Here is a 2,312-nt window from a genome sequence, read left to right on the forward strand (position 1 = left end):
CGGCCGTGAAACCCACAAGATGATGCTCGATCACTATCAGCAGACCAAAAACCTGCTGGTGAGCTACGACATCAATCCGTTGGGCTTCTTCTAAAAATCGAGGGTTATACAGGTAATCCTGTGTCGCCCTTTCCAATAGCTTTCGCGAGCAGGCTCGCTCCCACATTTGAAATGCGTGCCCGCTGTGGGAGCCGGCTTGCTCGCGAAGGCGTCCTCGATAACCTGACATTCAAGGACTGGATGCCCTGCTCCCCTTGATCGATCCTTTGGAGTCCTAGATGAAAATCCGTTACAAGGTGAGCCTTGTGGCTGCTTGTGTGCTGTTCGTGACAACCAGTCTTCTGTCGCTGGTTCAGGTAGAGCAGTTACGTACGATTTTGCGTCATCAGGTCGAGGCGAGCATCTCCGAATCGAGCAATGCTGTGGCACGTCAGATCGAAAACTGGCTGAACGGCAAACTACGTCTGATGGATTTGGCGTCCCAAGCGATCGACCGCCAGTACAGTGCGCAAGCGACCCAACGAATCATCGATTCGCCCATTTTGAATGATGAATTCAAGCTGGTATTCGGCGCCCTTGAGTCTGATGGAAAACCCATCAAGAACACTGCCTCCTGGAATCCAAAACCTGATTATGACGGTCGCACTCGCCCTTGGTACGCAACCGGAAAAGCCGGTAGCCAGGCCGTTTTAACCGAACCCTACAAGGACTCCACCACGGGTGAAATTCTGATTTCGGCAGTCGCGCGGATCAGCGACGCCGGTCAGTTGCTCGGGGTATTTGGTGGTGACATCCGTCTGACTACGGTTGCCGATGCCATCAATACACTGGATTTCGGTGGGGCCGGTTATGCGTTCCTGCTGAGTAAAAGTGGCAACATTATTTCCCATCCGGACGCCGAGCTGAACGGCAAGCCCTACAACCAGCTTTTCGCAGGCAGCGTTCTGCCTCTCGACAGTCAGCTTCAGCAGGTCAGCAGCGGTGGGAAGTCTCTCCTGGTGTCCTTCATTCCGCTCTCCGGTCTCAAGGGCATGGATTGGTATATCGGTGTGGTGCTGGATCAGGACATCGTTATGGCCGCAGCCCACATCCTGAGCTGGCGTGCCGTCTTCGGTACCGGCCTGGGCGTGCTGATTAGCCTGTTGGTGTTGGGCCTGCTGGTAAGGCGGCTACTGCGACCCCTGGATCAACTCAAGGATTCGTTGGCAGACATCAATCGCGGAGAAGGCGACCTGACCCGCCAACTACCCGTGGTCGGCAATGATGAAATTGCGTTGGTCGCCGGGGAGTTCAACCAGTTCCTGCAGAACCTGAAAGCGCTCATTGGCGATGTGAAAAACAGCTCGCAACGCGTTCGTGAGAGCACCACAGCGACGTCATGCGAAGCGGACCAGGCAGCCAACCGTGTACAAGTTCAATTACAAGAACTGGATCAATTGGCCACCGCCATGACCGAGATGGCATCGACAGCCGAAGATGTCGCCCGTAACGCCCAAACCGCTGCCGAAGCGGCAATCGCTGCTAACGAGGAAACAGCGGACGGGGTTGCTCTGGTTTCCAGATCTACGGGGGCCATCAAGCGTTTGGCTGAAGAGATGGACGCCACAGGTCATGCGATCAATGAGTTGTCCACGCTCAGTCAAAACATTGAGTCCATTGTGGCGGTTATCACCAGCATCGCCGACCAGACCAACCTTCTTGCACTCAATGCGGCCATCGAGGCGGCACGTGCCGGCGAATCGGGACGCGGATTTGCTGTGGTGGCTGATGAGGTGCGCTCACTGGCCTCGCGAACCCAGCAATCCACGCAGGAAATACGCGAGATGATCGACCAGTTGCAGACAGGCGTGAAACACGCCCAAGTGCAAATGCAGCAAAACCGCGATACGGCCAGCAAGACTGCCGGGGATGCCAACGCAGCCAATGACACCCTGAAGCGCATACGCGAGGCCATTTATCGTATCAATGACATGAACCTGCAGATCGCCGCGGCGGCTGAAGAACAAAGCGCCACGACCGAAGAAATCAATCGCAACACGAGCAATATCCGCGATATCAGTCTTGAGGTATCCGGCAGTGCGGACAAACAGGTTCGTCAATGTTCAGTGATGGTGGACCACGTCGGCCAGCAGGACAAACTGCTCAGTCGTTTCAGGATTTGAGTTTCGCAATTGCCTGAGTGCTCAGGCTGCAAACAGTGACAAATCACAAACAACCATTCCACCGAGGTAAGAAAGATGAGTGCGGCTTCTCTGTATCCCGTTCGTCCCGAGGTTCTGGCCAATACGCTGACTGACGAGGCAACCTACAAA

Annotated in this window: 3 protein-coding genes and 1 pseudogene; all 4 read left to right on the forward strand. The window is 55.1% G+C overall.

Annotated features, from left to right (window positions below; genetic code table 11):
• Positions 1-94, forward strand: a 94-nt coding sequence (locus FBY01_RS32110) for a hypothetical protein (RefSeq protein WP_230393244.1), incomplete at its 5' end; no start/stop codon positions are given.
• Positions 95-278: 184 nt separating this feature from the next.
• Positions 279-1,304: pseudogene (locus FBY01_RS32415) on the forward strand (cache domain-containing protein); the annotation flags it as partial.
• Positions 1,305-1,331: 27 nt separating this feature from the next.
• Positions 1,332-2,162 (forward strand): methyl-accepting chemotaxis protein, encoded by an 831-nt coding sequence (locus tag FBY01_RS32420; RefSeq protein ID WP_372241916.1) that lies wholly within the window; start codon positions 1,332-1,334, stop codon positions 2,160-2,162.
• Between the two features lie 75 nt (positions 2,163-2,237).
• A partial coding sequence (locus tag FBY01_RS32425; RefSeq protein ID WP_372241917.1) for a hypothetical protein occupies positions 2,238-2,312 on the forward strand: 75 nt, incomplete at its 3' end.

The organism is Pseudomonas sp. SJZ077, from assembly GCF_007993905.1.
Classification (GTDB): domain Bacteria; phylum Pseudomonadota; class Gammaproteobacteria; order Pseudomonadales; family Pseudomonadaceae; genus Aquipseudomonas; species Aquipseudomonas mandelii.